Raw genomic sequence first — 22,331 nt, 5'->3', positions numbered from 1 at the left:
ACTGGAGCCTTCGTCGCGGACGCGCTAAACATCCGTTTAAATTAACAACGCTTGGCTTGGCCAAGGGGAGGAAGATCATGACCACGTCGCGCGAGATCCGCCTGAAGAGCCGTCCTGTCGGGCTTCCCCAGGCCTCGAACTTCGAGCTGGCCACGGTCGACCTGCCCGCACCCGGTCCCGATGAAGTGCAGGTGCGGAACCTCTGGATGTCGGTCGACCCCTACATGCGCGGCCGCATGTATGACCGTCCCAGCTATGTGCCGCCCTTCCAGCTCGGCCAGGCGCTGCAAGGCGGCGCGGTCGGCGAGGTCGTCGCCTCCAACGACCCCGACTTCAAGCCGGGCGACATCGTCAGCTCGATGTTCGGCTGGCGTGAATACTACAACGCCTCGCCCAAGGCGCTCGCGGCCGGCGGCCTTGGCGCGATCACCAAGCTCGACACCCACGGCATTCCGCCCCAGGCCTTCCTGGGCGTGGTCGGCATGCCGGGCCTGACCGCCTATGTCGGCCTGCTGCGGATCGCCGCGCTGAAGGACGGCGACGTCGTCTTCGTTTCGGCCGCCGCCGGCGCGGTGGGTTCGGTCGTCTGCCAGATCGCCAAGCTGAAGGGCCATACCGTGATCGGCTCGGCCGGCGGTCCCGAGAAGGTGGCGTTCCTGAAGTCGATCGGCGTCGACCACGTCATCGACTACAAGGCCACGCCCGACGTCGTGGCCGAGCTCGCCAAGGTCGCCCCCAAGGGCATCGACGTCTATTTCGAGAACGTCGGCGGCGTTCACTTGGAGGCGGCGATCAACTCGGCCCGCCCCTTCGCGCGCTTCGCCCTGTGCGGGATGATCTCTCAGTACAACGAGACCGGAAAGCCCGAGGGTCCGCCGAACATCATCCAGGCCGTCGGCAAAAGCCTGCGCCTGGAAGGCTTTATCGTCTCGAACCACGTCGACATGTTCCCGCAATTCGCCAAGGACATGGCCGAGTGGATCAAGGCCGGTAAGATCACCTGGAAGGAAACCGTCGAGGAAGGCGTCGAGCGCGCGCCGGACGCCTTCGTGAAGCTCTTCACCGGCGAGAACCTCGGCAAGATGCTCGTGAAGCTGGCCTAGGTCCCTAGTCGCGGGGTTCGAGTTTCGACACCTCGAGCCCCGTCGGCGTCTTCTTGAACTGGAACTTCACGCGGTCCCCGGGTGTGATCGGCGCCTCGGCCAGCACGTCCGCATAGGCCTTGAACTGGTTACGGCCAGGCTTGAGTCCCGCCGCGCTCGCGCCGTCGTGATCGAGCGTGAGAATCTGCCCCTCCAGGCTGGAGATGACCCCCTGGGCTTCATAGCTGGGAAGCGCTTCGGTGGACGCCACGGCCTCGACCGCGGCCGATTTCGTCCGAGGCCTTTCGGACGCATCGCCGCAGGCCGCCAGCGCGAAAAGGCTTGAAAATATCAAGAAGCGCCGGAAATTCATCATCTTAGCGGAATTCTCCCAGAAGGCGAGCGGGGCTCGCCTGGCGCGCGGTTAGTGCATTTTCTCGCAACTGCGAAATCAGCGTGATTTCTGGTAGCGAATTTGTGATCGAGGTTTTACTGTGTGCATCACCGGTGCTTCTCCACGCCGGTTTTCGCCGTCATGAATCCGTCACGCGCGCCTACACGGTTCACCTATCGAACCCGAGACGACGCGGAAAGGGGCTGCGGCGGCGAAACACGCGGAGAGAGCCCGGTTCGCCGGAAAAAGTCCGAGATCTGACGATATGAGCGATCGTTCCGCCCTCTTCGACGTGCGCACCTCCACGAGCGTGTCCCTCGATCAGGTCGTGCAGCGGCGGGACACCGTCGAAATCCCGGTCGAGGCGCCGCTGGCCATGCCGGTCCAGCCGCTGGGCTTCTGGCAAGGCGGTCCGCGCCGCGCCGCCGCGATCGTCGCGAGCATGTCGATGCGGCGCTGGATCGTGGCGGTCGCGACCATCGTCATGGGCGTCGCCGGTTGGAAGGCCACCTTCGACACGGTGGCGCTGGGCGGCGTGACCCGGCTTGAAGCCATCGTGCTGACCCTGCTGGCCCCGCTGTTCCTGGCCCTGTCGCTGTGGTTCTGCACGGCCGTGGCCGGCTTCGTGATCCTGCTCGGCAAGCCCAAGGATCCGCTGGGCATCGACAGCGAAAAGCCGACGCCCAAGCTGCACACCCGCACCGCCATCCTGATGCCGGTGCACAACGAGGACGCCGCGGCCGTCTTCGCCCGTCTGCGCGCCATGGACGCCTCGCTGGCCGAGACCGGCCTGAGCCGCCACTTCGACATCTTCGTGCTCAGCGACACGCGCGACGCGCAGGTGGCGCTGGCCGAGCAGGCCTGCTTCGCCCGCTTCCGCCGCGAGGCGCACAGCAACGTCTACTACCGCGTCCGCAAGGAAAACACGGGTCGCAAGGCCGGCAACATCGCCGACTGGGTCAGCCGCTGGGGCGGCGCCTACGAGCACATGCTGGTGCTGGACGCCGACAGCCTGATGACGGGCGACGCCATGGTCCGCCTGGCCGACGCGATGGAGCGCCACCCGGGCGCCGGTCTGATCCAGACCATGCCGATGATCATCAACGGCCAGACGATCTTCGCCCGCACCCTGCAGTTCGCCACGCGCCTGTACGGCCGCGTCGCCTGGACGGGCCTGGCCTGGTGGTCGGGCACGGAAAGCTCCTTCTGGGGCCACAACGCCATCGTCCGCACCCGCGCCTTCGCCGAGACCTGCGGCCTGCCGCACCTGGCCGGCCCCAAGCCCTTCGGCGGCGAGGTCATGAGCCACGACGCCCTGGAAAGCGCCCTGCTGCGTCGCGGCGGCTGGAGCGTGCACCTGGCCCCCTATCTGGAGGGCTCATACGAAGAGAGCCCCTCGAACCTGCTCGACTTCGCCACGCGCGACCGTCGCTGGTGCCGGGGCAACATCCAGCACGTGCCGCTGGTCGGCCTGCCCGGCTTGCACTGGATGAGCCGCCTGCACCTCATCATCGGCGTGCTGAGCTACGCCCTGTCGCCGCTGTGGTTCATCGCCCTGTCGGCCGGCATCACCTCGCGCGCCCTGATGCCCGAGCTGAAGAAGGCGGCCTTCACCATGGCCGACCTGCAGGCCGCGGCGCACGCCCTGATCGACTGGCGCGAGATCCAGGCCACCGCCTGGGCCATGATCATCACCTTCGTGCTGCTGTTCGGCCCGAAGATCCTGGGCGCGATCCTGGTCCTCAGCCGCAAGGCCGAGGTCAAGGGCTTTGGCGGCAAGCGCCGCATGGCCGCGGGCCTGGCCGTCGAGATGCTGCTGTCGGCCCTCGTCGCCCCGATGCTGATGTTCACCCAGACCCGCGCCATCGTCGAAATCCTGGCCGGCAAGGTCGGCGGCTGGGCCACCCAGCGCCGCGACGCCGACAAGGTCAGCTTCAAGGAGGCCTCGGCCGCCATGGGCTGGATCAGCGCCGCCGGCCTGATCCTGGGCGGGACCTTCTGGTTCACGCCGGACCTGTTCACCTCGACCGCCCCGATCCTGCTGGGCCTGGTGTTGGCCGTGCCGCTGACCATGCTGGGCGCCCACAAGGTCGCCGGCCTGAAGCTGAAGACCAACGGCCTGTTCATGACCCCGGAAGAGCGCCGCCCGCCGGCGATCGTCCGCGCGGCCCTGGGCCCCTCGTGCGAGCCGCCGATCCGCTGGTTCGCCCGCAATGGCCGCCCGATCGGCCCGACGACCAAGATCCGCGACGCGGCATGATATCGGCGCGTCAAGCGCTTTGATGATCTGGCCGCGAGGCTCCCGGAAGAGTAGAAGCGCGACTTCCTCTCTCTTTCGGAGCCGTGCGCCGTGTCGCGTCTGTTCAGCGCCTATGTGATCGTGGACTGGAGCGCCGCGGCCAAACCGAGCACGGGGGCGGACTCCATCTGGATCGGCGTGCTCAAGCGTGACGTGCGCTTTCGGCTGAGCTTTGAGAGCTACAATCCAGCGACCCGCGCCGAGGCCGAAACGCGCCTGGCGGCCATTCTTGACGACCTGAAGAAGCGCGGCGAGCGCGCCCTGGTGGGCTTCGATTTCCCCCTCGGCTTTCCGCGCGGCCTGGCCAAGGCGCTGGCCCTGCCCGGTGACAAGCCCTGGCGCGCGGTCTGGGATCAGCTGGCCAAGATGGTCAAGGACAAGGCCGACAACACCAACAACCGCTTCGGCGTCGGCTCGGAGATCAACCGCCGCTTGACCGGTGGCCCTTTCCCGTTCTGGGGCTGCCCGCCCAAGGACGCTCTGACGACGCTGCAGCCCAAGCGCGTTCGCGAGCACGGCCCTGACGACCTTCCGGAGTTCCGCCTCGCCGACAAGGCCGCCCAATCTTCCGTTAAGGGAGCGGGCGCGCACTCGATCTGGAAGCTCTATTACAACGGCTCGGTCGGCGGTCAGGCGATCGTCGGCATCCCCGCCGTGCGCCGCCTGAAGGACGCGCGCGGGGACGCCGTCCGGATCTGGCCGTTCGAGACGGGCTTCAAGGCGCTGACCGAGGCCGATCTCGAGGGCGTCGCCGTCGTCGCGGCCGAAGTCTATCCGTCGCTGCTGAAGGCTGTCCCCGCTCCGGGCGAGGTCAAGGACCTGGCTCAGGTGCGCGAACTGGCCGAACACTTCGCCAAGCTGGACGAGACCGGCAAGCTGGCCGCCGCCTTCGCCGCGCCCAAGGGGCTCGATGAAGACGCCCTGGCCGTGGCCGAGACCGAAGAAGGCTGGATCCTGGGAGCCTAAGCGCCCTCGTTCGCCAGCTTGCGGTCCCGCAGGTCCAGGATCCTGAACCGCGCCAGCAGGAAGCCGGCCGCCAGGAAGCTGGTGGCGATCACCGACAGCACCACGCCATTCAGGCCCATGCCGCGCGGGATCGCCAGCCACCAGGCCAGCGGCCCCATGACCAGCGCGTAGCTGATCAGGTGGGTGATGGTCGGAACCCAGACTTCCCCCCGCGCCCGCAGCGCCTGGGCCGCCACGACCTGCACCGCGTCGGGGGCCAGGAAGAAGCAGGTCAGGACTAGGGCGGGCAGGATCAGCTCCAGCGCCGCCGGATCGGTCGTATAGGCCAGGGCCACCCAGTGCCTTGTCGGATAGAGCAGCAGGCCGGCGATCACGCCGATCACCGCGATCACGGCGAAGGCGATCCAGCCCGCGCGGGTCATGCCCGCGGGGTCACGCGCGCCATAGGCTCGCCCGACGAGAACCGCCGTGGCCGAGGCCACGCCCAGCGGCACCATGAAGATGACCGCCGAGACGTTCAGCACCACCGCCCAGGCCGCGACGGCCAGGGCGCCGATCCAGCCCGCCACCAGGTTCATGCCGGCGAAGGCCGAGACCTCGAAGAAGTTCGACGCGCCGGCGCCATAGCCGATCCGGCGCTGCTCGATCTCGGCGGGACGATCGCGCGCGGGCTTGTCGAAGACGCCCAGGTCTCGCGCCTCCCTCATGCGCAGCACATAGATCGCCAAGGCGACCAAAAGCGCCAATCGGGCGGCGAAGGTCGACCACGCTCCACCGGTGGCCCCCAACGCCGGAAGGCCGAACGTCCCAGGCACGAGCAGCAGGTTGGCGGCCAGGTTCACGAGGTTGGCCAACCACATCATCACCGCGCCCGGCGTCGGCCGCGCCAGCCCCTCCAGCCAGAAGGTCAGCACCACGGACACCGAGTAGAGCGGCAAAGACAGGGCGAAGACGATCAAAGGCAAGGTCGCGCCGTCGGCCAGGCCGTCCTTCAGGCCCAGGCTATGCAGGAACAGCGGTCCCAGCAGCGCTTGCAGCGCCATGCCGCCCAGGCCCAGCCAGAGACTGTAGGTCAGCCCCCTCCGCAGCACCGCGCCGGTTTCGTGCCGCTTGCCGGCCCCGATGGCGCGCGCGGTCATCACCTGCACGCCGACCAGCAGGCCGACGTTCATGGTCACGAAGATCGACGACGGCGCCCAGGCCATGGCGTGGAAGCCCAGTTGCTGGGCCGAGTAGTGGCCGACGACGATCGCGTCCGTCAGGCCCATGACCATGATGCCCAGACGCGACAGGACGACCGGCCCCGCAAGACGGAGCAGTTCGATCAGATCGGTCAGAATGGGGCCGCGCGGCCGCTCGGGAGGGAGCGCCGTTCCGGCCGCGTCGCGCGGCATCGAAGTCACCAATGTCAAAGAAGGCGCGCAAGGTGGCTTAAGCCCCCTTCTCGGGCAACCGCTTTCGGCAGCGGTTGGAACATCGCGCCCCGCCAGTGGTTTTCCGGGCTCACCCCAGGAGGCATCCATGGCCGAGACCCAAACGCCCGAATTCGAACAGGCCGGCGAACGCGCCGCCGAGGCCGAACGCGCCATTCAAGCGCCGCTGGACACCAAGGAGGAACGCTCCTTCCAGCCGAAGGACGAGGAGAAGTCCGAGGCCATGCAGGCGGGCGCGCGCCCCTACCCCGCGCCACCCTTCCCCGAGCAGCACCAGAGCAAGCCCGGCGACGAGCACCGGCTGGATCCCCCGCCGATGTACGACGCCCCCTTCTACAAGGGCTCGGGCAAGCTCGCGGGCATGGTCGCCCTTATCACAGGCGCCGACAGCGGCATCGGCCGCGCCGTGGCGGTGCTGTTCGCGCGCGAAGGCGCGGACGTCGCCATCGCCTATCTGAGCGAGGAGCGCGACGCCGAACAGACCCGCATGGCCGTCGAGATGGAGGGCCGTCGCGCCATCCTGCTGCCCGGCGACGTCGCCGATCCCGCCTACGCGCAGGCCGCCGTCGAAAAAACCGTGGAGGCGTTCGGCCGGCTCGACGTGCTGGTCAACAACGCCGCCTTCCAGGAGCATGTCACCGACTTCGAGGACCTGACCGAGGAGCACTTCGACCGCACGCTGAAGACCAACCTCTATGGCTATTTCCACATGGCCAAGGCGGCGGTGAAGCACCTGCCCAAGGGCGGCGCGATCATCAACACCGGATCGGTCACCGGCCTCATGGGCAACAAGGATCTGCTCGACTACTCGATGACCAAGGGCGGCATCCACGCCTTCACCCGCTCGCTGGCGACGCATCTCGTCGACAAGGGCATTCGCGTGAACGCGGTCGCGCCCGGGCCGGTGTGGACGCCGCTGAACCCGGCGGACAAACTCGGACCGCAGGTCGCCAAGTTTGGGAGCCAGACGCCGATGAAGCGCCCGGCCCAACCCGAGGAGATCGCGCCCGCCTACGTCTTCCTGGCCTCCCCCCAGACCTCCAGCTACATCACCGGCGAGATCCTGCCGATCATCGGCGGCTACAGCGGCGGCTGACCCGGCCACGTGCTAAGAGCGACTCCTGTTCAAGGAGTCGCCCATGGCCCGCCGCGTCGCTCTCGTGTCCCTGCTCGTCGCCGACTATGACGAGGCCATCGCCTTCTATGTCGGCAAGCTGGGCTTCGACCTGGTCGAGAACACCGACATGGGAGGCGGCAAGCGGTGGGTGGTCGTGTCTCCGGGCTCCGACGGGACGAATTTCCTGCTCGCCCGGGCCAGCGGCGATCAAGCCGAGGCGATCGGCCGCCAAGGCGGCGGCCGCGTCTGGCTGTTCCTGCACACCGACGACTTCGCCGGCGATCACGCCCGGATGAGCGCCGCCGGCGTGAAGTTCTTGGAAGAACCGCGCCACGAAGCCTACGGTACGGTCGCGGTGTTCGAGGATCTCCACGGGAACCGTTGGGACCTTCTGCAGCCGGGGGCTTGAAGACCGTATGACGCGCTTGCTTGTTCTGATCGCGACGCTTCTCGCGTTCGCGTTCCCCGCCCTGGCCGCGCCCAAGGGCGGCAAGGTCCGGGTGCTCTATCTCGATCAATCCGTCGGCTTCGTGCATGCCCCGGTCATGCCGCCGAAGACCAGCAATGGCCCCACCTTGTCCGAGATCGCCATGGCCGAGATCGGGGCGCGCTCAGGCGCGTTCACGGTCCGCTCGACCCGTGACGCCAGCACGATCACGCCGCAGACGCTGAAAGACATCGACGTCCTGGTGTTCTACACGACCGGCGCCTTGCCGATCGCCCCGGCGACCTGGGCCGCCATCCAGGACTGGATCAAGAGCCGCCGGGGCGGCTTTGTCGGCCTGCACAGCGCCACCGACACCGGCTGGACCTATGACGGCCCCGGCGAGACCTACACCGCCTTCATCAACGGCAAGTTCGGCGGCCACCCCTGGACGCAGGGCACGCCGATCACCGTCCAGGCCTTGGGCGGCGCCAAGGAGCCGATGAACCAGGCCTGGCCGCGCCGCTTCGCCTACGCCGAGGAAATCTACCAGTACGCCGACTACGATCCGGCCAAGGTGCGCGTGCTGCAGGCGTTGGACTTCGGCGACATACCCCTGAAGCGCCCCTGGTTCGTGCCGATCACCTGGACGCGCCAGATCGGCCAAGGGCGGCTGTTCTACACCAACCTCGGCCATACCCCGAGCACGTGGGACGATCCGCGCTATCGCCGGCAGATCGTCGACGCCGTGCGCTGGACGGCCGGCCGCCTGCCCGGCGCCGCCAAGCCCAATCCCGACGAGCAGGCGCTGTGGGCCCTGCGCTCCCTGCTGGCCTATGCGGGACACTCGCCGACTGAGATCGATCAGCGGGCCGCGCGGCTGGCCAAGGCCGATGCTGCATGGCTGCGCGAGGCGGCGGCGCGCGCGGCGGCGCTGCGCCCCCTGTGGCCGATGAAGCCCGACAGCGATCGCGCGCCGTTCGACGCGGCCTATTCTGCGCTGCTCGCCGAGGTGCTGGCCAAGTCCGCGGGCTGATCGGACGCGAAGGCTTCGGCAGCGTAGGTCCGCATCTGGGCCGCGACGTCGGCCGGCCAGGCGTCGATCCGACTCCCGAAGCTCTTGTCGTCGCCCGCGAACAAGGCGCGCATCGCCTCCTCGAAACCCGGGAGATCTCCCGCCATGGCCGACGCGAAGCGGTAGGCGACCTCGCGAGCCTTCCGGATGCGATCCGGCCCGTCCGCGGCGCGGCTGGCGGCCTCGACCAGTTTGCGCAACGCCACCGAGGCGCCGCCGGGCTGGCTGGCCAGCCAATCCCAATGGCGGGGCAGCAGGGTGACCTCCCGCGCGACCACGCCCAGCTTGGGCCGGCCTCTCCCACGCGGAGCCTCCACCGGGGCCAGGCGGACCGCGATGTCCTCTGGGCTTCCGCTCAGGTCAAGGTCGACGACGCGGCCATCTGGACCAAAGACCAGCACCCCAGCCGCGTCGGCCAACGCCCTCGCCGCCAAGGCGGCCTCCAAGCGCGTTCCGACCGCCACGCGGTCATGGCCGCGGAAAACGACATAGCGCTCTTCCATCAGTTCAGCCCCCGGGCGCTGAGCGTTCCGATCCAATGGGCGCGGCGGTCCTTCAAGCGGCTGGCGCGGCCAAAGGCGTCCAGCCCCTCGGCGTCGATGGTTTCGATCGGCTCGAAGGCGAAGGCGTCGGCGCCGTGGGCGTTCCAGGCCGCCTGCAAGGTCGGCTCGCGGTGCGATCCTTGACGCAGGCTGAACCACACGCCGCTCTGGCGCGTCGAGAGGTCCGGTGTCGCGCCGACCCACACCTCGCCGCTGGCCAGACAGCGGACGGCGTAGACCCCCGCCTCCACCTTGCGTTCCTTGTATGCGCGCAACAGCGCCTTGCGTCCGGACATGATCGCCTCCTGGACGCACTTCTACCCGGATAATAACCCGAGTCAATATTACCCGGAAGAAATTATGCCGGGATCGGCCGGTAGGCGACGTAGCCGCGCTCGACCATGCGGCGCATGGCTTCGTAGACCGAGGTCAGTTCCTCGTAGGCGGAGCGCAGGTGGTGCAGCCGGGCCACCTGGGCCTCCGACAGCGTGTGCCCGGCGTCGGCCATCGCCACGGCTTCCGACACCCAACGCGCCCGCGCGGTCGAGGCTGCGACGGCGAGGCGCTGGAATTGCTCGCCCTCTACTCGCGGAAGGGAAACGGACAGAACCGCCTTGTTCGAGGCGAAGGCGGTGTAGTCGATCTGTTCGAGATAGCCACGCATGCGACGTTGGACCTGCGGGTCCGTATCCGTAGGTTCGAAATGGTCGCCCGCGCGGCGCGTACTGGATGTCATGATGGACATGACGACCTCCGACCCGGCCAAATCAGCCGCCCAGAACACCAGGGTGCGACAGACAGCTTAAGGACGTGTTGAGACGCCGGTCATCTGTCGTTCGCGCCCCCTAGAGCAGTTTTCGGAAGCCGATACGCACCGTACGGCCCAGCGGATCCAAGTAATCGCGCTGGTAGGCCTGCGGCGTTTTGCCGTTCTGGTCTCGAACCGTCTGCTTGGCGTCAAGGATGTTGTCGAAGTTCAGCGACACCTGCGCGCCCTTTAGGATCGGGAAGCGATCCACCGCCTTTTTCCGCGCGCGGGGACGCTGAAGTTGGCGAAGAAGTTCACGCCCACCGTCGCCAGATCCGAGAAGTACAGCGTCTGGCCGCCGGTGGAGCCGCCGTTCACCCAGGTCGAGTCCTTCCAGGTTCCGCTGAAGCGCATGCCCAGGCCGTCCTTGAAATAGCCGCCCTGGATCTGGACCTCGTGCCGGGCCTGACCGGTGCGCGAATTGATCGCCGATCCGTCCAATTGATCCAGCGCCGCCAAGCCCTTGCGGATGGTCACTTCGTCGGTCAGCCGCCAGGTATGGTAGACCGAAAGCTGGAACATGCCCTGGCCCGGACGCATCAGGCCCGGAGGCGGACCGCCGGGACCGCCGGGGCCGCCCGGACCGCCGCCGGGCGGGCCGCCAAAGCGCATGCCCCCGCCGCCGGGCCCACCGCCGCCCAGGCGCCCACCGCCAAAGCCGCCCGCCGCGCCGGCGGTCGGCTGCCCGATAGGTTTGAACAGGTTGAAGCCCCAGCGGACGTTCTCGCTCTCGGCGCTGGCGAAGTTCACCGGGCGCGCGTCGATCGCGGTCAACCGGCCGGTGGCGTCTCGCGTGAAGCGCTCAGGGAAGGCCGCCTCCAGGTCCGGCGTGATGGCCGGAAACGCCGAGATCATGTTCTTGGTCTCGGCGTGGGTGTAGGTGGCGTTGAACGTCAGCTCGATCTTCTCGAACGGCTTGTAGTTCACGCCAAACTTCTGGACCTGCCGGTTGTCGTTGCGCAGCGAGGCGTTGCCGCCGTCGGTGCGGGTGACGAGGACCGTCTGACCGGTAGAGAAGTCGAATACCGAGACGTTGGGCGTCACCACCACCGGATCATTGATCTGGTTGGTCGTCGGCGCGCCCTGCTCGTCGGTGTAGCTGGCGATGAAGCTGACCTTCTTCATCGGCGACCAGTTCAGGCCGCCACCGAGCGTGGTCAGGCCGCCGAGGTCCGACAGGTCTTCATAGCCGAGATTGAAGTTCAACGAGAGATCGCCGGCCTTGGCCAGGAAATCCTGACGGGTGCTGGTCAGCGGCAGATTGAAACTGCTCTGGAAGCTCTCCGTCGTGCGGGTGATGTCGCGCGTCGTGGTGACGCCCGAGCGGACCGTCTTGGAATCCAGGCCCTTGCTGTTGGCGCCGACCTTGAACGTGGTCTGCAAGGGGCCCGCCGGCAGCTGGAACAGGTTCCCGTTCAGCACCAGTTCGGCGCTGGCCGAGGTCGAGACCGAGTGGGCGGTGTCGGCCGCGAGAGTCTTGTAGAGGCTCGAGGAGATTACGCCGAAGGGATTGACGGTCGGGTCGCCCGCGGCGACGGCGGCTTGGAACGCCGAGGCGTCCAGTCCGCGACCCGTCGTGGTGTCGGTCGCCGTGCGGTCGAAGTCGCCGGTCAGGTTCCAACGCCAGTCCTTGACGCGGCCGTTGGCGGCCATGCTGACCTGCGTCCTCAGCGTATCGACGTCCCTCGACAACGAACCCGGCGCGTCGATGTAGCGATAGCCGGTCACGGCCTGGGAGAAGGGCGAGAACGGGCTGCCGGCCGGCAAGGTGAAGGTCACGCCAGGCAGGCCCAAAAGGGCGTGGCTGCTGGTGTCTTCCAGGTTGCCGCTGATGGTCAGCTGGGTCTGCTTGTTGAGATCGCGACTATAGGCCCCGCGCAGGGTCGCCTTGTCGGATTGGGAGATCAGCGATCGGTCTCGGGTCAGGTCGCCCGTGTTGTAGGTGTTGGCCAGGCCAGCGTAGTCGGAAAGGCTGGCCTTACCGCTCAGCGCCGAGCCTGGGACTCCCGCGTAGGTCACCGCGCTTCCCGTCAAGCTGGACAGGTCGGCGATGCTCGCGCCGCCCACGCCCGCGATATTGCCCGTCAGATCGTAGGGCAGGCCGTTGGCCGCGCGGACGATATTCCGGTCGGTCTCGAGCAGATAGGGCTCGTGGGAAAGCTGGACATCGACGTTCCAGCGCTTGTCCCCGTCGATATGGACGCGATTGCCGCCCGCGGCCGGCGAGGTTCGACCGCCATCGGTGGCCACCGTCGCCGAAGCCTGGGTCTGCAGCGCGTTGTAGTTCTTCTTGAGGATAATGTTCACGACCCGCTGGTCGGCCTTGTAGCCGTAGCTGAGCGCGACCTCCTCGGGCAGGATCTGGAAACGCTCGATCGCCTCGGGCGGAATGCCCTGGATCTCCTGGAACCCGGAGATCCGGCGACCATTGACCAGAAGCACAGGGCCGCTGCTGCTGTCGCGGCCGCGCGTGCTGGTGGTCTGGGGCGACAGCATGGTCAGCAGTTCGCCGATGCTGGTCGCGCCGAAGCTCTGGATCTCGGCTTCGTTCAGCTCGATCTCGGGCTTGATGTCGCCCTCGACCTTGCCCCGAGGGTCGGCCTGGATGACCAGCCCTTCGACCTCGTTGGGAGCATCGTCCTTCGTGGTCGTTTGCTTCTGCTCCTCGACGGCCGGAGACGCGGGCGACGCGGGCGCTGTCGCGGCGGCGGTAGGATCGAGCGCGGCGGCGGCCAGCCCGTAAAGAAGCACGGAAAGGGTCATTCAGCCCACGGAACATGAGTTGCAAGCAAAGCCGCCGCTCTTGCGGCGCAACGCTTCAGGGGGCTGCTCCTTACGGGCCAGCGTCCCGCGTCGCAACGCCCCGGGGCGTCAGCGAAAGACTATGTGTGATAAAGCGCGCACCAGTGTGTCCTGGGCGCGCCTCGCTTAGGGTGAAGCTTTGAAGCGTGGTCACATTCCGGTGGCCAAACATCACTCTTTGCAATGATGTTTCATCATGGAAACAAAGCGTGGATTGGACGCCGCCCGCCCTCACTTCAGGGAATGCTCACCTGGATCTTCGCCATCAGCGCCTCGATCGCCTTGGCGTGACCGTTGGCGAGATCGTCCGATGGGAAAATGACCATCGGCATGTCAGGGGCCAGGCCCCTGCCCTCCATGTCTCGCCCATCCGACGTCTTGTAGAGCTCGGCCGGAAGCGCGAACGCCCAGCCGTTCGGCAGGGGCTTGGGCAGTTGGTCCGAATAGGCGCCGTGGGTGACGCCGCCCACCTGCTTCACGTTCGGCAGCGCCTTCATCATCAGGCCGAAGGTCTCGCCGGCGCTCACGGTGATGTCGCTCGTGACCAGATAGACAGGACCGGTGAAGCGCGGTCCGTTCGCCGGCTCCACCGTCACGGGCTGCGGCGTCGCCTTGGCGCCCACGGCGACCTTGGAATAGGCCAGACGCGGCTGATCGGTGAACCGGGCCGCGATCGCGCGACTGATGGTGTCGTAGCCGCCGCGGTTGTTGCTGACATCGACCACCACGGCCTTGGCCCCGGTGAAGGCGGTCAAGGCCTCGTCCAACACGGCGTCCAGCGGGCGTGGATCGTCCGGCGCGGCGTTACGGGCGAAGGCCCCCATGGTCACGACGTTCAGGTAGCCGATGTCGCCGGCCCGTCCCCAGAAGATCCTGTTGTTGGCCGCCTGCCGCCCTTTGCCCGCCAGGATCTGGGTGAGGATCCCGTCGCGATAGGCCTGCAGCCAGGCCTTCTCGCCGCCTTCCGGGTCGGCGGCGCGCACGCGCGCCAGTGTCGGCGACACGCCGGGCTCCAGGTCCCGTTGGTCGCCGCCAACAACGCCGTGCAGCTCGACGTGGGGGTCATCGAGCCCCGCCAAAAGGTCCGAAAGCGCCGTCCAGAGCTGAGCATCCGACGCCTGCGAGCCAGCCTTGGTCAAGGCGCTCGCACGGCGCGCCGACCAGTCCAGGCCGCGCTCCGCCGAGTGCGGGTAGACCGCGGCGAAGGTGTCGGCGACGAAGGCCGTGATGCGATCCGCTGTCCAGGGGGCCGTGGAGACGCAGGCCGCCGGCAAGCTGGAAAGACGGTCGAACAGATAACGCGTGCTGGCGGGGTCGCCCGCGAGCGTGATCGTCCCCTGCCCTTCCGCGCGCCAGACGCCCATGACCCCGTCCGGATCGGGCTCGCGGCGCGGATCGGCGTAGCAGGCCCCGCCGGCCGTCTGGAACAGCTTGCCGCCATCGGGGCCGAACTCGACGATCCAGCCGTAGCCTCGGGACTTCCACACGCCGCGCAACTCGGACGCGACGGCGCCCTTGGTCTGAACCGGCCAGAATGGGCTTTCGGCGGACGCGGGCGCCGCGAAGGCGAGGACGGCGGCTGCGGCGGCGAGACTCAGACGTTTCATGGCGCGACGGTGAAGGCCTCCCCGCCGCCGCGCCAGTGAAATCAAAGCCAGCCGCGCAAGATGACGGGGCTAGGGAACCAGCACGGCTTGGGTCGGACGGCGCAGCGAGCGTGGCAACTCCGGCCCATAGCCGAAGCGGACCACGAGATCGGGCCGCCGCGCCGGCGCGCCCATCCAGGCCGCCATGCGCCGACGCATCCAGATGTCCTCGACCGGCTGGTTGAGGAACGCCAGCTTCAAGCCGGCGGCGGTGGCCTTCAGCGCGAAGCGGGTGAAGGCCCGCCCCACGGCGATCCAGCCGGCAGGCGTCTCGGAAGGACCGGTGAAGATGGCCGCGCCGGCCGAGCTCTTCATCCACCGCGCGATCCGCTCGGCTTCGCCCTGCTCGGTCATGACCATCGGCAGCAAGCGCTCGCCCAGCCAGCGCGGAGCCGTGAGGTTGCCGGAGGCGGCGGTGAACAGCCCGTCCCGTTGCGCCAAGGCTTCCCGGGAGTCGAAGCGAATCCAGTCGGTGAGTTCGCGCATGAAGGCGGGATCGGCGAGCTGGGCGCTGTTCCCGTCGACGATCATGTCGGTCAGGTGGGCGCGGTCGTCCGGGTCCAACACCCATCGAAGCGCCACCTCCGGTCCGACAGCGGCCTCAAGCCCGCGCAGCGTCGCCGCGCTCACAGGCCTTCCATCGTATTCGGTCCGGGTCGAGGCGCGGTGGGGGATGGCCTGAAACAGCGCGTCAGGCCGCGCCGGCGCGCTGGAGAACGCGATGCGGACACCGCCGCTCGGCAGCAGCTCGGGCTCGCCCGCCCAGCCATAGCCGAGTCCCGCCCGCAGCAGGGTTTCCAGAGCGCAGCCGAGACTGACGAACAGATGATGATCGTCCGGATCGACCACGGGCGTCCGCCGCGAAAAGTCCGGCAGGATCTCGATAACTCGTGGCTGGATCCGAAACCGCCACGGCTGGGTGTTGTGCCCGTTGGCCGCCAGGGTCGCGGCGTGGACGAGGGCGAGCATCGGAACGCCGCCGCCCAGGTCCGGCAGCCGCCAGAGGTCCCGGGCGGCGCGATCGTAAGGGCTCTCGCCAGCTGAACAGCCCGCGACCAGCAAGGGCGTGGCGGTGATCAGGGCGCGACGGGTGAGCATGGCGGCGGCTCCGAAAGCCTAAGCTTCAGCCGCCGCCGCTCGCCCCGCCTTGCGGCGGGTCAAACCCGCCCTATTCGGTCTTCAGATAGATCTCCGAGCCCTGCTCGCGGAACTTCTCGCTCATCTCGGCCATGCCCAGTTCGGCGCTGTTGGGCGCCTTGCCGGCCGCGAAGTCGCGGACTTCCTGGCTGATCTTCATCGAGCAGAACTTGGGACCGCACATCGAGCAGAAGTGCGCGGTCTTGTGCGCCTCCTTGGGCAGGGTCTCGTCGTGGAACTTCCGCGCGGTCTCCGGGTCGAGCGCCAGGTTGAACTGGTCTTCCCAGCGGAACTCGAAGCGCGCGCGGCTGATGGCGTCGTCCCACATCGCCGCGCCGGGATGGCCCTTGGCGAGGTCGGCGGCGTGGGCGGCCAGCTTGTAGGTGATGACGCCGGTCTTGACGTCGTCGCGGTCCGGCAGGCCCAGGTGCTCCTTGGGCGTGACGTAGCAGAGCATCGCCGTGCCGAACCAGCCAATCATCGCCGCGCCGATGGCCGAGGTGATGTGGTCGTAGCCAGGCGCGATGTCCGTGGTCAACGGGCCGAGGGTGTAGAACGGGGCCTCGTGGCAGTGCTTCAACTGCTCGTCCATGTTGGCCTTGATCTTGTGCATGGCCACGTGGCCCGGCCCTTCGATCATCACCTGCACGCCGTGGCTCCAGGCCACCTTGGTCAGCTCGCCCAGGGTGCGCAGCTCGGCGAACTGGGCCTCGTCGTTGGCGTCGGCGGTCGAGCCCGGACGCAGGCCGTCACCCAGCGAGAACGACACGTCGTAGGCGCGCATGATCTCGCAGATGTCCTCGAAGCGCTCGTAGAGGAAATTCTCCTTGTGGTGCGCCAGGCACCACTTGGCCATGATCGAGCCGCCGCGCGAGACGATGCCGGTGACGCGCTTGGCGGTCAGCGGCACGAACGGCAGACGCACGCCGGCGTGGATCGTGAAGTAGTCGACGCCCTGCTCGCACTGCTCGATCAGGGTGTCGCGGAAGACCTCCCAGTTCAGGTCCTCGGCGACGCCGTTGACCTTCTCCAGCGCCTGGTAGATCGGCACCGTGCCGATCGGAACCGAGCTGTTGCGGATGATCCAGTCGCGGATGTTGTGGATGTTGCGGCCGGTCGACAGGTCCATGACCGTGTCGGCGCCCCAGCGCGTGGCCCAGACCAGCTTGTCGACCTCGTCGGCGACGGTCGAGAGCACCGCCGAATTGCCAATGTTGGCGTTGATCTTGACCAGGAAGTTGCGGCCGATCGCCATCGGCTCCAGCTCGCCGTGGTTGATGTTGGCCGGGATGATGGCGCGGCCGCGGGCCACTTCCTGGCGCACGAACTCGGGCGTCACGAAGTCGGGGATCGAAGCGCCAAAGTCGTCGCCGTCGCGCACGCACGGGGCGTTCTGCTCGCGGCGCAGGTTCTCGCGGATGGCGACATATTCCATCTCGGCGGTGATGACGCCCGCGCGGGCGTATTCCAGCTGGGTGACCAGCTTGCCCGGCTTGGCGCGATAGATCTTGCGACCTTGGTCGGGGAATTCGGGGGCCAGGTGCTTGCCCTGGGCGAAGCCGTTGTCCTCGGGCTTCACCTGGCGGGGATCGGTGACGAGCTCGACGTCGCCGCGCGCCACCACGAAGGCCTCGCGGGTGCGCGGCAGGCCCTTCTCGATGTCGATCGCCACGGTGGGGTCGGTGTAGGGGCCCGACGGATCATAGACCGTCACCGGCGGCTCATTGGCCGAGGGGTGGACCGCCACCTCGCGGAACGGCACGCGCAGGTCGGGGAACAGCTCGCCGGCCTGATAGACCTTGCGCGAACCGGGGATCGGACCGGTCGAGATCGTCTCGGCCACGGACTTGATGGTCGTCTGGATGTTCATTTCGGGCGCTCCTCAAGCTTCAAGGAGACCCGGACGTGTCGTGCTTGAGTCGGTCTGACGGACGCAAAGCTAGACCGCGTCCGCGTTCCCTCCCTTCGCCGGCATGACCCGGATCAGGTTCTACGGGTCAGGGCGAAAGCCCAATCTCAGCCGCGCGCGCGACCCCCCGGTGAACAAGCGTCGGACACTAGGCCCGCTGACGCGCAGGTCAAGCGCTGGCGCGCCCAGCCGTTCACGAAGCCGTCATCGGCGTATCCTTTCGACATCTTCAGCCGAATGGTGGCGCGATGGCCAGGTCGAGGAACGGGTCTTCGGCGCGGCCGTCCAGGGATCATCAAGATGCCGCCTTCCCCACCCCTGCACACCGATCGCCGCGCCCTGCTGCTGGGCGGCTTGAGCGTCGGCCTCTCCGTCGCCGCTCCAGCCCTGGCCCGCACGGCGGCTCGCAACATTGTCCTGGTCCACGGCGCCTGGGCCGACGGCTCGTGCTGGAGCGAGGTCATTCCCCGCCTCCAGGGCAAGGGCTGCAATGTCACGGCGGTGCAAAACCCGCTCACGTCCCTGGCCGACGACGTAGCCGCGACCCGCCGCGCCCTGGCGCTTCAGGACGGGCCGACCGTGCTGGTCGGTCACTCCTGGGGCGGGGTTCCGATCACCGAGGCCGGCCTCGACCCGAAGGTCTCCGCCCTCGTCTACGTCGCCGCCCGCGCGCCGGACGCCGGCGAGGATTTCAACGCCCTCGCGGCTCAGTACCCGACCATGCCCGCCCGATCCGGCGTGGTGACCCACGATGGCTATTCATGGCTGACGAAGGACGCCTTCGTCCGCTATTTCGCCGGCGACCTCGACCCGGCGCGCGCTCTGGCGCTCCACGCCGTGCAGCAGCCGATCGCCGCCAACCTGTTCGCGAGCCGCACCACGGTCGCCGCTTGGCGTGAGAAGCCGAGCTTCTACGCGGTGTCGGCCAACGACCAGACGACCAATCCCGATCTCGAACGGTTCCTGGCCAAGCGCATGGGCGCTACGACGATCGAGCTGCCATCCAGCCACGTCTCGATGATCTCGCATCCACAGGCGATCGCGGACCTGATCCTCAAGGCGGCCGGGTGACCTTAATTTCACTTGCCGGCGGCGGTCGTTGAGGCGATCCGAAGACCCACGTTCTTTCGGAGTTCCAACCATGACCGTCCGCCGTCTGATCCTGTTCGCCGCCTGCGCCTTGGCCGCCGCCCCCGCCTTCGCGCAGGAGACTTATCCCAAGAGGATCCCGGCGCCCGGCGGCGAGGTCATCATCCCCAGCGCCGGCCATCAGAAGGCCTATGACGAGATCAAGTACGCCCCGGCTCGGCGGGTCGGCGATACGCTCTACGTCTCCGGGGCGATCGTGGGTCGCGCCAAGGACGAAGGCACGGATCCGGAGTCCTTCAAGAAGCAGGTCCGCCGAACATTCAACGCTCTGGACGCGGTTCTGAAGGCCTCAGGCGCCAGCTTCGATGACGTCGTCATGATCAACAGCTTCCACGTCTGGGAAGGTCCCGATCAGCCCGCGCCGCGTTGGGAGCAGATCAACATGATCAACGCCGTGAAGGGCGAGTTCATCAAGGGCCCCAACCCGGCCTGGACCGCCGTCGGCACGACCGGCCTGCTGGCGCCCGGCGGCATCGTCGAGATCCAGCTGATCGCCCATGTCCCGTCGAAATAGGCCCTAGAGGTTGGCGGCCGAGAAGGTGTCGCAAGCCGACGGATCACCCTGGTCATAGCCGCGGCTGAACCACCGCATGCGCTGAACGCTCGTGCCGTGCGTGAAACTGTCAGGCACGACCTGACCTTGGGTGCGGTTCTGAATGGTGTCGTCTCCGACCGCCGCGGCCGCGCCCAGACCATCCTGGATATCGCCCCGGTTGATGACGATCCGACCGCCCGAGGCTTCATTCGCATGGGCCGCCCAGACGCCGGCGTAGCAGTCGGCCTGCAGTTCGAGCCGCACCGAACCGCTCTCCTCGCCCCGCGCGCCCATGCGGCGGGCTTGCTGATCGGCGCCGAGCAGGTGCTGAACGTGGTGGCCGATCTCGTGGCTGATGACATAGGCCCGAGCGAACTCGCCCTTCGCGCCAAAACGGCTCTCCAGCTCCCGCCAGAACGAAAGGTCGAGATAGACCTTCTGGTCGGCGGGACAGTAGAACGGCCCCATCGCCGACTGGCCCGTGCCGCAGCCCGTGCCGGTGGCCTGCTTGTAGAGCACGATCGCCTCCGGCCGCCTGTAGTCCACGCCTTCACGAGCTAAGATCGGCGCCCACACCTCGCGGTTGGAGGTCTCGATCACGTCGACGAACTGCCCGTCACGATCGGACACCTCGCCTCGCGCCCCTTCCTGCTGTGCTGGCTGCAATTGCTGCGTGGCCTGCATCGTCGTCTGGGGATCGATCCCGAAAACGAAATAGCCGATGGCGGCCAGCACGATCGCGCCGATCCCGCCGCCGGCGATCCCGACGGGCCCCAGACCGCGTCGATCCTCGATGTTGCCGGACCGACGGCCGCCTTTCCACTCCATGCCTGCCTCGTTCTGTTCAGATCAGCGTTTCGGTTCGCTCGCCGGCCGGATGGCGCGCATGCGGGCGTTGCTCTCGGCCAGAGCGTCCTGGGTCAGTTGGTCGATCCGGCTCATGGCGCTGGCGCGGTCGGCCTCACGCGGCGCTGGCGCGTCCAAGGCGCGCGCGGGCGCAACCGTCATCGACGGCGCTGTGAGGGCGGAACTGGTCCGTTGTTGCTCCAAGCCCCGCAGCAGGCCCTCGGTCCTGGCGCGCTCCTGCGCGTTGGCGGCGTCGATCTGGCCGGCCAGCAGGTCACGCCGGACGTCCTCCAACGCGTGGGCGGCGGCGTTGCGAGCCTGGATCTCCCGCAGGCTCTGGGCATGGACCGCGCCGCCCAGAGCCGCCAGACCTACCGATATGAACAGCAGCTTCCGCACGCGACGCCGCACTCCTTGATGGGAGCGGCCCGCCGCGCCGGCCAGGCGCAGATCAGGGCCGCTTGACGGTGAAACGCGCGAGTTCGGTCTTCGGCGCCGCCCACTCCGGATTAAGCTCCGCCGCCTTGGCGTAGTCCTGGTAGGCCGCCCGCAGATCCCCCAGACCTTCGTGGGCCAGGGCGCGATTGAACAGCGCGCGCTCGGGATCCTTGACCCCGAGAGACAGGCCCTTGTCGATCTGGGCCATGCCGTCCTGATAGCGCGCTTCGCCGACCAGGGTCGCCCCGCGGTTCACATAGGCCTCGCCGAGGTCTGGATCGATGGTTGAAGCCTGGTCGAAGTCCGCGCGCGCGGCCTCGAACTGCCGCTGGCGCATCTGCAGCACGCCACGGTTCACATAGGTTCGGGCCCGATCGCGGAAGCTGAGGGTCTCAAGTTCGAGGGCGGTGGTGCAGACCACCACGGCGCGATCGTCGGAACGCCCTCCGAGGGCCGCGTCGGAACATTCGTTGGCGTAGCCGCCGCCAAGCACGACGGTCGAGGCGCCGGCCGCGCCGGCAACGAGAAAAGCCGCCGCGCCGAGCGCGACGTACGGGATCATCCGGGTCATGTCTTCCTCCTGGAGCCGGTCGTTGAAGCGCCGGTTCTCAAGGCCGAAGGATACCACCAAAGTCGCCTCGCGGCCGCACCTTATCGTCGCGCCGACCGTCAAGCGTGCTAACAGGAGACCGACACCGAGAGGGATCCTCGCCGCATGCATCTCGCCCGCTTTCCCCGCGCTCGTTTCGCCCATCTGCCGACGCCGCTGGAGCCTCTGCCCCGCCTGGGCGCGGCGCTCGGGATCGACCTCTGGGTCAAGCGCGACGACTGCACGGGCCTTGCCGGCGGCGGCAACAAGACCCGCAAGCTGGAGTTCCTGCTGGGCGAGGCCCTGGCGCAGGGCGCGGATACGCTGGTCACCCAGGGCGCGGTGCAGTCCAATCACGTCCGCCAGACCATCGCGGCCGGCGCGCGTTTTGGCCTGAAGACCGAGGTGATCCTGGAGGAGCGTACGGGCTCCAAGGCGTCCGACTACACGGGCAACGGCAACGTGCTGCTGGACAAGCTGATGGGCGCGGCCATCCGCCATGTCCCCGGCGGCAGCGACATGGTCGCTGAACTTGAAAGCACGGCCGAAAGCGTCCGCCAGCGCGGCGGCAAGCCGTACGTGATCCCCGGCGGCGGCTCCAACACCGTCGGCGCGCTCGGCTATGTCGACTGCGCCCGCGAGCTGGTCGTCCAGGCCGATCAGATGGACCTGAAGATCGACCGGCTGGTCACCGCCACCGGCAGCGCCGGCACCCACGCCGGCCTGGTCGCGGGCTTCGCGGCCCTTTCGGTGGACATCCCGATCCTCGGCTTTGGCGTCCGGGCGCCCAAGCCGAAGCAGGAAGAGAACGTCTTCAACCTCGCCGTCGCCACGGCCGAAACGATCGGCGCGGCAGGCCGGGTCAAGCGTGAAGCCGTCGTGGCCGACTGCGACTATGTCGGCGAAGGCTATGGCTTGGTCGACCAGGGCGTGATCGACGCCCTGACCCTGGCCGCGCGCACCGAGGGCCTGCTGCTCGACCCGGTCTATTCCGGCAAGGCGATGAAAGGTCTGATCGACCAGGCGCGCAAAGGCGCGTTCAAGGGCGAGCGCGTCGTGTTCCTGCATACCGGCGGCGCGCAGGGCCTGTTCGGCTATCAGAGCGTGCTGGAACCGGCGCTGGCCTAGAGGAGCCATCCG

20 protein-coding genes, 1 pseudogene and 1 riboswitch are annotated in these 22,331 nt (G+C 68.0%); of the genes and pseudogenes, 9 read left to right on the top strand and 12 right to left on the bottom strand.

Going from position 1 to position 22,331, the window contains the following annotated elements; genetic code table 11:
• Positions 1 to 77 precede the first annotated feature (77 nt).
• The gene (locus tag CSEG_RS07095) at positions 78 to 1,103 is read left to right on the top strand and encodes an NADP-dependent oxidoreductase (protein WP_013078572.1); all 1,026 of its coding nucleotides are present in this window, start codon (positions 78 to 80) and stop codon (positions 1,101 to 1,103) included.
• A 4-nt stretch (positions 1,104 to 1,107) separates the two neighbouring features.
• Here the strand turns inward: CSEG_RS07095 and CSEG_RS07090 are convergent, their stop codons facing one another.
• Positions 1,108 to 1,353 carry a copper-binding protein gene (locus tag CSEG_RS07090; protein WP_227878893.1) on the bottom strand — a complete coding sequence of 82 codons (246 nt, stop codon included), beginning with the start codon at positions 1,351 to 1,353 and terminating at the stop codon, positions 1,108 to 1,110.
• Between the two features lie 388 nt (positions 1,354 to 1,741).
• On the opposite strand from CSEG_RS07090, the gene mdoH reads away from it, so the two are divergent.
• Together mdoH and CSEG_RS07080 are read left to right on the top strand one after the other, a co-directional pair.
• Positions 1,742 to 3,736, top strand: coding sequence for a glucans biosynthesis glucosyltransferase MdoH (gene mdoH, locus CSEG_RS07085; protein WP_013078570.1), 1,995 nt, complete (start codon positions 1,742 to 1,744; stop codon positions 3,734 to 3,736).
• Between the two features lie 90 nt (positions 3,737 to 3,826).
• Entirely contained in the window at positions 3,827 to 4,741 is a 915-nt protein-coding gene (locus CSEG_RS07080; RefSeq protein WP_013078569.1) for a hypothetical protein, read from the top strand.
• On the opposite strand, the gene CSEG_RS07075 is transcribed toward CSEG_RS07080, so the two are convergent.
• Complete coding sequence (locus CSEG_RS07075; RefSeq protein WP_041538228.1) at positions 4,738 to 6,153, bottom strand: MATE family efflux transporter; 1,416 nt, start codon at positions 6,151 to 6,153, stop codon at positions 4,738 to 4,740. The two genes, CSEG_RS07080 and CSEG_RS07075, sit on opposite strands and share 4 nt — an antisense overlap.
• 109 nt (positions 6,154 to 6,262) lie before the next feature.
• Here CSEG_RS07075 and CSEG_RS07070 point away from each other — a divergent pair, with 109 nt between their 5' ends.
• Genes CSEG_RS07070 through CSEG_RS07060 form a run of 3 tightly spaced genes read left to right on the top strand, consistent with a single transcriptional unit; the run spans position 6,263 to position 8,751 of the window.
• Positions 6,263 to 7,270: an SDR family oxidoreductase gene (locus CSEG_RS07070; protein WP_013078567.1), complete on the top strand. Its 1,008-nt coding sequence runs from the start codon at positions 6,263 to 6,265 to the stop codon at positions 7,268 to 7,270.
• 43 nt (positions 7,271 to 7,313) lie between these two features.
• The gene (locus CSEG_RS07065) at positions 7,314 to 7,700 is read left to right on the top strand and encodes a VOC family protein (protein WP_013078566.1); all 387 of its coding nucleotides are present in this window, start codon (positions 7,314 to 7,316) and stop codon (positions 7,698 to 7,700) included.
• Between the two features lie 7 nt (positions 7,701 to 7,707).
• Positions 7,708 to 8,751, top strand: a complete 1,044-nt coding sequence (locus CSEG_RS07060; protein ID WP_013078565.1) for a ThuA domain-containing protein — start codon at positions 7,708 to 7,710, stop codon at positions 8,749 to 8,751.
• On the opposite strand, the gene CSEG_RS07055 is transcribed toward CSEG_RS07060, so the two are convergent.
• The 7 genes and pseudogenes from CSEG_RS07055 to thiC form a co-directional block, all read right to left on the bottom strand.
• Entirely contained in the window at positions 8,706 to 9,293 is a 588-nt protein-coding gene (locus CSEG_RS07055; RefSeq protein WP_013078564.1) for a DUF2239 family protein, read from the bottom strand. The genes CSEG_RS07060 and CSEG_RS07055 overlap by 46 nt on opposite strands.
• Positions 9,293 to 9,628 carry a GIY-YIG nuclease family protein gene (locus CSEG_RS07050; protein WP_013078563.1) on the bottom strand — a complete coding sequence of 112 codons (336 nt, stop codon included), beginning with the start codon at positions 9,626 to 9,628 and terminating at the stop codon, positions 9,293 to 9,295. Before CSEG_RS07050 ends, CSEG_RS07055 begins: the two co-directional genes overlap by 1 nt.
• A gap of 62 nt (positions 9,629 to 9,690) precedes the next feature.
• A complete protein-coding gene (locus tag CSEG_RS07045; RefSeq protein ID WP_013078562.1) occupies positions 9,691 to 10,077 on the bottom strand; it encodes a hypothetical protein in 387 nt (128 codons plus the stop codon).
• A gap of 100 nt (positions 10,078 to 10,177) precedes the next feature.
• Positions 10,178 to 12,903, bottom strand: a pseudogene (locus CSEG_RS07040) (TonB-dependent receptor).
• 275 nt (positions 12,904 to 13,178) lie between these two features.
• Complete coding sequence (locus tag CSEG_RS07035) at positions 13,179 to 14,549, bottom strand: S41 family peptidase (protein WP_013078561.1); 1,371 nt, start codon at positions 14,547 to 14,549, stop codon at positions 13,179 to 13,181.
• Between the two features lie 69 nt (positions 14,550 to 14,618).
• The gene (locus CSEG_RS07030; RefSeq protein ID WP_013078560.1) at positions 14,619 to 15,686 is read right to left on the bottom strand and encodes an Acg family FMN-binding oxidoreductase; all 1,068 of its coding nucleotides are present in this window, start codon (positions 15,684 to 15,686) and stop codon (positions 14,619 to 14,621) included.
• Positions 15,687 to 15,756: 70 nt separating this feature from the next.
• Positions 15,757 to 17,595 carry a phosphomethylpyrimidine synthase ThiC gene (thiC, locus tag CSEG_RS07025; RefSeq protein ID WP_013078559.1) on the bottom strand — a complete coding sequence of 613 codons (1,839 nt, stop codon included), beginning with the start codon at positions 17,593 to 17,595 and terminating at the stop codon, positions 15,757 to 15,759.
• 73 nt (positions 17,596 to 17,668) lie between these two features.
• Positions 17,669 to 17,774, bottom strand: a riboswitch (TPP riboswitch).
• Positions 17,775 to 17,934: 160 nt separating this feature from the next.
• Here thiC and CSEG_RS07020 point away from each other — a divergent pair.
• Positions 17,935 to 18,705: an alpha/beta fold hydrolase gene (locus CSEG_RS07020; RefSeq protein WP_013078558.1), complete on the top strand. Its 771-nt coding sequence runs from the start codon at positions 17,935 to 17,937 to the stop codon at positions 18,703 to 18,705.
• Between the two features lie 70 nt (positions 18,706 to 18,775).
• Complete coding sequence (locus CSEG_RS07015; protein WP_013078557.1) at positions 18,776 to 19,297, top strand: RidA family protein; 522 nt, start codon at positions 18,776 to 18,778, stop codon at positions 19,295 to 19,297.
• A gap of 3 nt (positions 19,298 to 19,300) precedes the next feature.
• Here CSEG_RS07015 and ypfJ read toward each other — a convergent pair whose 3' ends face one another.
• The 3 genes from ypfJ to CSEG_RS07000 are packed head-to-tail and all read right to left on the bottom strand — an operon-like array spanning position 19,301 to position 21,173.
• Positions 19,301 to 20,146, bottom strand: coding sequence for a KPN_02809 family neutral zinc metallopeptidase (gene ypfJ / locus CSEG_RS07010; protein WP_013078556.1), 846 nt, complete (start codon positions 20,144 to 20,146; stop codon positions 19,301 to 19,303).
• Positions 20,147 to 20,167: 21 nt separating this feature from the next.
• On the bottom strand, positions 20,168 to 20,563 hold the full coding sequence (locus CSEG_RS07005; protein WP_013078555.1) for a hypothetical protein: 396 nt from the start codon (positions 20,561 to 20,563) through the stop codon (positions 20,168 to 20,170).
• Between the two features lie 52 nt (positions 20,564 to 20,615).
• Positions 20,616 to 21,173, bottom strand: a complete 558-nt coding sequence (locus tag CSEG_RS07000) for a tetratricopeptide repeat protein (RefSeq protein ID WP_013078554.1) — start codon at positions 21,171 to 21,173, stop codon at positions 20,616 to 20,618.
• 144 nt (positions 21,174 to 21,317) lie between these two features.
• Between CSEG_RS07000 and cuyA the strand changes: the two genes are divergently transcribed.
• On the top strand, positions 21,318 to 22,319 hold the full coding sequence (gene cuyA, locus CSEG_RS06995; RefSeq protein ID WP_013078553.1) for a D-cysteate sulfo-lyase: 1,002 nt from the start codon (positions 21,318 to 21,320) through the stop codon (positions 22,317 to 22,319).
• The last annotated feature ends 12 nt before the right edge of the window (positions 22,320 to 22,331 follow it).

This window comes from Caulobacter segnis ATCC 21756 (assembly GCF_000092285.1).
Classification (GTDB): domain Bacteria; phylum Pseudomonadota; class Alphaproteobacteria; order Caulobacterales; family Caulobacteraceae; genus Caulobacter; species Caulobacter segnis.
Note: the sequence above shows the minus strand (reverse complement) of the source record. Positions and strands in the feature narration are given on the sequence as shown.

Excerpts from the sequence above, each read along its gene's own strand:
- CSEG_RS07095 (WP_013078572.1), top strand. The coding sequence starts at position 78 with ATGACCACGTCGCGCGAGATCCGCCTGAAGAGCCGTCCTGTCGGGCTT.
- mdoH (WP_013078570.1), top strand. The coding sequence starts at position 1,742 with ATGAGCGATCGTTCCGCCCTCTTCGACGTGCGCACCTCCACGAGCGTG.
- CSEG_RS07070 (WP_013078567.1), top strand. The coding sequence starts at position 6,263 with ATGGCCGAGACCCAAACGCCCGAATTCGAACAGGCCGGCGAACGCGCC.
- CSEG_RS07065 (WP_013078566.1), top strand. The coding sequence starts at position 7,314 with ATGGCCCGCCGCGTCGCTCTCGTGTCCCTGCTCGTCGCCGACTATGAC.
- CSEG_RS07060 (WP_013078565.1), top strand. The coding sequence starts at position 7,708 with ATGACGCGCTTGCTTGTTCTGATCGCGACGCTTCTCGCGTTCGCGTTC.
- CSEG_RS07055 (WP_013078564.1), bottom strand. The coding sequence starts at position 9,293 with ATGGAAGAGCGCTATGTCGTTTTCCGCGGCCATGACCGCGTGGCGGTC.
- CSEG_RS07050 (WP_013078563.1), bottom strand. The coding sequence starts at position 9,628 with ATGTCCGGACGCAAGGCGCTGTTGCGCGCATACAAGGAACGCAAGGTG.
- CSEG_RS07045 (WP_013078562.1), bottom strand. The coding sequence starts at position 10,077 with ATGTCCATCATGACATCCAGTACGCGCCGCGCGGGCGACCATTTCGAA.
- CSEG_RS07035 (WP_013078561.1), bottom strand. The coding sequence starts at position 14,549 with ATGAAACGTCTGAGTCTCGCCGCCGCAGCCGCCGTCCTCGCCTTCGCG.
- CSEG_RS07030 (WP_013078560.1), bottom strand. The coding sequence starts at position 15,686 with ATGCTCACCCGTCGCGCCCTGATCACCGCCACGCCCTTGCTGGTCGCG.
- thiC (WP_013078559.1), bottom strand. The coding sequence starts at position 17,595 with ATGAACATCCAGACGACCATCAAGTCCGTGGCCGAGACGATCTCGACC.
- CSEG_RS07020 (WP_013078558.1), top strand. The coding sequence starts at position 17,935 with ATGCCGCCTTCCCCACCCCTGCACACCGATCGCCGCGCCCTGCTGCTG.
- CSEG_RS07015 (WP_013078557.1), top strand. The coding sequence starts at position 18,776 with ATGACCGTCCGCCGTCTGATCCTGTTCGCCGCCTGCGCCTTGGCCGCC.
- ypfJ (WP_013078556.1), bottom strand. The coding sequence starts at position 20,146 with ATGGAGTGGAAAGGCGGCCGTCGGTCCGGCAACATCGAGGATCGACGC.
- CSEG_RS07000 (WP_013078554.1), bottom strand. The coding sequence starts at position 21,173 with ATGACCCGGATGATCCCGTACGTCGCGCTCGGCGCGGCGGCTTTTCTC.
- cuyA (WP_013078553.1), top strand. The coding sequence starts at position 21,318 with ATGCATCTCGCCCGCTTTCCCCGCGCTCGTTTCGCCCATCTGCCGACG.